Source organism: Caballeronia sp. INML2 (assembly GCF_023631365.1).
Taxonomy (GTDB): Bacteria; Pseudomonadota; Gammaproteobacteria; order Burkholderiales; family Burkholderiaceae; genus Caballeronia; species Caballeronia turbans.
The window spans coordinates 1-7074 of the sequence record NZ_JALQDH010000142.1; the positions used below are offsets into that span (position 1 = coordinate 1).

Here is a 7074-nt window from a genome sequence, read left to right on the forward strand (position 1 = left end):
TGAATCGCACGAATGGCAGAACGCCGATCGCTGACGCCGTGACATTGACGTTCGGACCGCGAGGCGCTTGTCGGCCATGAGCGGTCATTTCCTGTCCTCGTGGCTCAGACATTCAGATGGCGGTTACACCCAAGAATGGGTCATTCAAGCAGGAACACTTACGTAGAACGGCACCCAAAAACGAGTCAATCGGAGCTGATAACGCGGAGCGACCATATAGCACCACATTGTCCTGCAAGCGTTGGGAATGCCGACGTTCAGTTGCCAGCCTGATGCTGTCACCCGGCTGGCATAATCAGAATCAGCGGCACGAAAAATTCGCCGCATCGTTTATATCGCCCGAGCCCTTGTATCGCGACTGCTTCGGATAGGGGCAAAGAGGGCGAGTACGGGAAGCGACGTTGAAGTAGCCGGGATTTGTCGCTGCGGCAGTGACTGAATCCGGTGCAACCCCGTTCTCGACCCAGTTCACGAGTTGCGGAAGCATGTTGAACTTGTCCGTCGCTGGCCCGCCGCTGCAATGGTTCATGCCCGGAACAAGGTAGAGTCGAGCAAAGTCCTGAGCGTTTCCGCCCATCTTTTGATTCATTGCGTTATACCACTTCAACAGATCGCTCATGGACAAGGAAGAGTCCGAGCCGCCCTGGTACATCATCAGCTTGCCGCCGTGCGTCTTGAACGCCGAAAGGTCGGGATCGTCTGTGAAGTACAACTGTGCGGCGGATTGCGTATAGATTCCAGTCGATTGATAGATTGCCTGTGGGTCCGTGTCAAAGTTGTAAGCGAGCGAATAGCTCAGTGCGCCCGCAACCGAACTCGGCAAGTGTGGGGGAGATGTGTAAATCACTGCTTCCGCTGGCGCGAAAACCAGCTTGGTCGCGTTGTTCGCCGCCGACGCATAACTCCCCAGCCACCATGACCGCCAGTTTTGACTATAGGTGGATCCCGACTGAGCGCTCACGCCAGCGTCCCACGGGTAGTCCGAGTACAGTTGCTTTCCGGCCGAGTCGACGGGACCGCCAAATGCCTTCTGTAGCGTGGCAATCTGATCGCCAGTTAAACAAGTGTCTGCTTTTGCTCCGCTGCATTGCATCTCGGCAAGTTTCGCAGAGACGAGCGCAGAGGTGCATGCAGGGAGGTTGTCCACGATGCCGTCCGGCAGACCGTCGAGATCGTCACAAGCGCTCAAGACTGCGCCACGAACCAACATCAGATCTGCGTCGGAAAACGTTTTGGCGATCGCGGGATCGCCGTTGGTAAGCTTCAAGCCCATGCGATTGGCGAGACCCGCAAAAAGTTGGGTGGTGTATAGGCCACTCATCGGTCCCAAGGGCAAATGTATGGCAGGGTCGCCCGCAACGATGCCATCGAAATAGGTTGGAAATTTCTGCGACATCAGCATGGCTTCACGGCCGCCTTCCGAGCAACCGACAAAGTACGAAAACTCGGCAGCGCGGTGATAGAACGCTTCGACCACTGCTTTACCCGTGCGCGCAACTTCGTCATAGGAGTTATAGGCAAAGTCAACTCGCGCTTGTGGATCGACACCGAACGATGCTGTGCCGCCTGCGTTTGCGACATTGTTGGCAGTATTGTCGTGTCCGGAGTCAGTGCCGATCGTCGCGTATCCGAGTGCGGCAACATCCTGGGGATCTACCAGCGTACCATCGGTGCCACCGCCCCCGCCCATATAGAAACGGCCATTCCAACCCGTAATAGGTAGTCGCAGACGGAAGCGGATTGCATAGCTTTGCCCGTCGACACCCGTGCGACGATTGATTTCGCCATCAACCTGGCATTGCTGCGGAGCGGTTGCAGTCGCAGGAACGACCACGCTGCTCAGTACATTGGTACCGCTGATGGGGAACGGCGATGGCCCATTCTTCGACGCGAGCGAACTGCAGTTCGCCGCCAGTTGTTGAGCATCGGGCGTGGACGTATCGTTGGTATCGTGGCCGCCGCATCCGGCTACCCCAAACACGGAGAGGACCGCCGTCGTCATGGTGCCGACGCGGAGACTTTTGGCAAAGCTAGGCATTCTCAACCCCTGAGAGCAAACTTGTATGGTTTGGTCGATCCGGCGGATGGTGAAGCTGCGTTAGCGCGGCCGCCATGCGAGAGTCGAACCAAGCCGTATCCATTTTGTGGAACTTCGTTATGCTTTCGTCAAAACTTGTGACGCAGGCCGATTCGAACCACCTTGACGCTGTCGGAGGATGACGGCGTCAGGACGTTGATAGCGGCGACCGCCTTGTTGTTTGTCGAATCGACACCTGAGGCATGCTGATAGACGGCCGAGAGATAAACGTCCGTTCTTTTGGAAAGGAAGTAGTGCGTGCTGGCCTCGGCCTGGTGATAAGTCGCCCCTTCGTTAACGTTGTTCGAACTGCCCTTGGTATAGTCGTAAGCGACGCCCGCCATCCACGCAGGCGTGATTTGATAGCTGAAATTCACCTCGGCGTTGTTGAACGTCGCATTGCCCGTATACCGGCTCGGGTTTGGCCCGGAGGTCGTATCGCCCATGCCACGGAAGCTGATATTCGAATACGTTGCGCCGAAGGTGGCGGCGCCGTATGTGTACGACGCGCCTGCACCGATGTCCTGATAGGAATGCGCTGAGAGGAAACCGCGGTAGACGGGCGAGGTTGCATTGGCCGCAGTGGCCGTTGCAGCCGTCGCGGAGTTGCCTCCAAACAAGCTCGTGTTGGGGTTCCGGGCGTTGAGATAGGCGACGCCGAGAGAGAGCGGGCCACGGGTATAACCTGCACCAACAGACCAGATCTGGTTACGTGTCACGTCACCGGCGATCCCCCCGAGGCTATACGTCCCTCCGAATGAAAAGCCAGCGTAGTCCGCGCTCCTGAACTTCACGGCGTTATTGCTCCGGAAGCTGTAGTTGAAGTTGTCGAGATCGCCCGGATGGGCTGAGATGTAGCCGCCCCACTGATTGCTCACGGAGTACTGACCCACGAATTCGGTAAGTGCGTCGTATTGTCGGCCGAATGTCACCGTCCCGTACGTATTCGATAGCCCGACATAGGCTTGCCGACCGAACATCAGGCCGCCTTGGCCGAGTCGTCCGTTCGTTACGTCGAAGCCATTCTCCAGCCGGAAGATCGCTTTGAGTCCCGCACCGAGATCCTCGCTTCCTACAAGTCCGAACCGGCTGCCTTGGTTGACTCCGCTCGTCATAGCAAACAGGCGTCCGCCATTGGCGTTCGACTGATAGTTAAAGCCAGCATCAATAATGCCGTACAGTGTGACGCTGCTTTGACCATAGGCGGTGGTGGCAAAGGCGCTGAGCGCTGCGATCGCGACAAGCGAGTAGGAATGCTTGTTCATTAATAGTCTCCAGGGTTCAGTTTTGTCAGTGTTTGGGCAAGGCTTCGCCATCGGAGAGACCGAAGAACGGTGGCTCGCGCAGACGTTGAGGTAGCGCTGTAGGGATTAGGGGCCGAGGTATCGAACCTCTGCCCTGGATGTTGCTCAGACGGTGGTCGTCTCTCTCGGCTTGTCGTGGCGACCCACCGCGACGACGGTCACGGCTCCGATCAGCATGAGCGCAGCGAGGTAATACTGACCCGCGGCAAGCGTATGCGTGGTCTGGTTGAGCCAGCCGACGATGCCAGGACTCACGAGGCTGCCAAGTCCTGCGAGGGTGCTGATTAGCGCGATGCCCCCCGCCGCGGCTTGCTTGCTCAGATAGAGGCTGGGCATGGACCAGAACGGGCCCATCGCGGCAAATGTTCCGGCTGCCGTCACGATCAACGCGACGATCGACAATGCGGGGTTGGCGGACACCAGCGGCAGCGCAGCCCAGCCAATCGCTGCGGCCACGCCAGAAAGCGCGGCGTGCCAGCGACGCTCCTTGCGCGCGTCCGAGTGTCGAGCCACAAGGTACTGGCAGACGAAGCCAGCGATGAAGGGGAGCGACGACAGTACGCCTATCGTCCACATGTCGGTAATGCCAGTCCGGTTGATGATCGTCGGCAACCAGAAGAATACGTTCGACGTGCTGGCGAGGAGGGCGACGCCCATTCCGGTCAACAGATAGAAGCGAGGCGAAAGCAGCGCCTTTCCGAAAGACTTATGTGCGGTGGCACTGGTCGCCTCGCGGTCGGCACGCAAGTCGTGTTCAATGATGGCGACCTCGTCCGACGAGAGCCAAGGCGCATTGGCCGGGGCATCATGCAGCAGTCGAATCACGACGAAGATCAGCAGCAGCGGCGGAATCCCTTCGATCAGAAAAAGCCACCGCCAGCTGTGCAGTCCTGCGACACCGTCCATCGTATGCATGATGAGCCCAGACAGCGGGCCGCCAATCACGCCTGCAATGGGAATGGAAGCCATGAACAGCGCAGTGAAGCGAGCACGGCGCGAGACCGGCACCCAGTACGTCAGATAAAGCAGGATGCCGGGAAACAGCCCCGCTTCGGAAGCGCCAAGCAGAAAGCGCCAAAGATAGTAGCTATTCTGTCCGGTCATGCCGGCGAGTCCTGCCGAACACACCGCCCACAGAATCATGATTCGCAGGAAAGTCTTTCGCGCACCGATCTTCGCGAGGAGCATGTTGCTAGGAATTTCGAACAGCATGTAGCCGGCGTAAAAAATGCCCGCCCCGATTCCGAAAACCGCCTCAGAGAGGCCCAGGTCGCGCAGGAAGCTGAGCTTCGCGAAGCCTACGTTGGACCGATCGATAAAGGCGACGATATAGAGCAGCATGAGGAGCGGCATCATGCGCCAGAGGAGCTTTTTGTAGACGGCGTTTTCCGCAGGAATACCTACGGAGAGGTCGCCAGTCGGCGATGTGGATGTTTGGATGGTCACGGCTGTCTCCTTCTGTGAACAGATCGCTCGATGCGAGCGAGCGCCCTTGGTAGCCGAATTAGAGAGCTTGGACGCCTAAAAGTCAATAACATGACCTATAGGGTTTTTACGAGCGGCGCGGCGGCCCGGAAGTCGACAGAATACGACGCATGGATCGTGACGCACGTTGCGCGTACCGGTTCGCATCCGGAACTTGCGTGCTTTTAGGTTAAAAGTATGACCTAATGATTGAAGCGCGCAACCTACGCGTCACGCGGACTATCGATTTGAACGGGAAAAGATCATGAGTGGACCCCTCTCTCACATCAGAGTGCTCGACCTCAGCCGGATCATGGCGGGTCCGTGGAGCGGCCAGATCCTTGCGGACCTCGGTGCCGACGTCATCAAGGTAGAACGTCCCGAAGTCGGTGACGACACCCGCAGTTGGGGGCCGCCGTTCCTTGAAGCCAGCGATGGCACGCCGTCGAAGGAGTCAGGCTATTTTCTGTCCGTGAATCGAGGCAAGCGCTCGGTCGCAGTTGACCTGGCGACTTCCGAGGGACAGGAAACCGTACGTGCGTTGGCGGCGCAGTGCGACGTTGTGCTCGAGAACTTCAAGGCCGGCGCCCTGAAGCGTTATGGCCTTGCCTACGACGACTTGAAGGCCGTCAAGCCCGATCTGATCTACTGCTCGATCACGGGTTTTGGTCAAGATGGCCCGAAGTCGGAAAACGCCGCCTACGACTTCATGATTCAGGCGATGGGCGGGCTGATGAGCGTGACGGGCGAGCGTGACGACGAACCGGGCGGCGGCCCGCAAAAGGTCGGCGTGCCGATTGTCGACATCATGACCGGCATGTACGCAACGGTCGGGATTCTCGCCGCGCTCGCGAGACGCAGCGAAACGGCCGAAGGCGATTATATCGACGTGGCGATGCTCGACGTTCAAGTCGCGTTTCTCGCCAATCAGGCGATGAACTATCTTGTCTCGGGTAAGACGCCGGCTCGCAACGGCAACAAGCATCCGAATATCCAGCCACAGGACGTGTTCAAGTGTCGAGATGGCTATCTGGTCCTTGCGGTCGGTAACGACGGCCAGTTCCGTAAATTTTGCGACGTCATCGCACATCCGGAACTTGCTGATGACGAGCGCTTTGCGACAAATGCGCAACGCGTGCGTAACCTTCCGCCGCTGCTCGCGATCATTCGCGAAGCGTTGCTCGGAGACGACCTCGCGGTCTGGCTCGCCAAACTTGATGCCGCCACGGTACCGTGCGGGCCGATCAACACCATTCCAATGGTCTTCGAAGACGCTCAGGTCAAGCACCGCGAGATGCTGCGCCATCTTCCTCATCCGGTCTCGGGCACAGTGCCGCAGGTAGTGAGCCCGATTCGGCTGCGCAATGCACCGTTGAGCTTCGACCGCGCGCCCCCGACGCTCGGACAGCATACGGACCAGGTGCTGCGTGAGCTTGGCATCACGCGCGCGTGACGCGGGCGACGCAGATCAAATGACATCAACTTGTAAGGATTGAACGTGGCACGCATTCCCCTTTTCTCTCCCGAATCGATGACCGCCGAACAGGAGCGCGTCTATCAGGCCGTCGTCGACGGACCACGCGGGACCGTCGTTGGCCCTTTGCGCGCTGCGCTGCATCGCCCCGAGTTGGCCGACCGCTGGCAACGCTTTGGAGAAATCCTGCGTTACGGAACAACCTTGCCGGCTAGATTGACCGAGCTGGCGATCGTTGTCACGGCGCGTCGCTGGAACAGTCAACTGGAATGGCATATACACGCCGAGGCGGGCTTGCGCGCCGGTCTGAATCAAGCCGTGCTGGACGCGATCAGGACAGGCGCGCAGCCGGTCTTCGACGACGCGGAAGAAGCCGACATTTACGAATTCGCGCGACAGCTGCAACAGACCGGCAATGTCAATGAGGAGGTTTACCAGCGCGTGATGAGCCGCTGGGGCAACGTTGGGGTAGTTGAACTCGGAGCAGTGATCGGCTACTACACGTTAGTGTCGATGACGCTCAACGTCCATCAGATCCCGTTGCCCGACGATGTGTTTCCGCCGCTCGCGCCGCTCCCCCACGCGAACGATGCAGCTGAGGCCCTGCCGACCCTTGCGCGCAGTTCCTTGTCGTGTTCGCCATTCGATGCGGAGGGCAAGAGCGCGAGCTAATCGAACAGAGGTGGCCTCATTCGTTCGGACAGGATCCGCCAGTTTTTAAGTGGAATCGCTGAGGCAATCAAGCTGCCGATTTT

General features: G+C 58.7%; 5 protein-coding genes. 2 read left to right on the forward strand and 3 right to left on the reverse strand.

Annotation, left to right across the window (positions count from 1 at the left end):
- Window positions 1-301: 301 nt before the first annotated feature.
- The 3 genes from NCT32_RS36180 to NCT32_RS36190 all read right to left on the reverse strand — a co-directional run bounded on the left by NCT32_RS36180 (window position 302) and on the right by NCT32_RS36190 (window position 4827).
- Window positions 302-2038 carry a tannase/feruloyl esterase family alpha/beta hydrolase gene (locus tag NCT32_RS36180; RefSeq protein ID WP_250491479.1) on the reverse strand — a complete coding sequence of 579 codons (1737 nt, stop codon included), beginning with the start codon at window positions 2036-2038 and terminating at the stop codon, window positions 302-304.
- A gap of 128 nt (window positions 2039-2166) precedes the next feature.
- Window positions 2167-3342, reverse strand: coding sequence for a porin (locus NCT32_RS36185; RefSeq protein WP_250491480.1), 1176 nt, complete (start codon window positions 3340-3342; stop codon window positions 2167-2169).
- A 144-nt stretch (window positions 3343-3486) separates the two neighbouring features.
- Complete coding sequence (locus tag NCT32_RS36190; protein ID WP_250491481.1) at window positions 3487-4827, reverse strand: MFS transporter; 1341 nt, start codon at window positions 4825-4827, stop codon at window positions 3487-3489.
- 283 nt (window positions 4828-5110) lie between these two features.
- On the opposite strand from NCT32_RS36190, the gene NCT32_RS36195 reads away from it, so the two are divergent.
- Complete coding sequence (locus NCT32_RS36195; RefSeq protein ID WP_250491482.1) at window positions 5111-6298, forward strand: CaiB/BaiF CoA-transferase family protein; 1188 nt, start codon at window positions 5111-5113, stop codon at window positions 6296-6298.
- Between the two features lie 45 nt (window positions 6299-6343).
- The gene (locus tag NCT32_RS36200) at window positions 6344-6991 is read left to right on the forward strand and encodes a carboxymuconolactone decarboxylase family protein (RefSeq protein ID WP_250491483.1); all 648 of its coding nucleotides are present in this window, start codon (window positions 6344-6346) and stop codon (window positions 6989-6991) included.
- The last annotated feature ends 83 nt before the right edge of the window (window positions 6992-7074 follow it).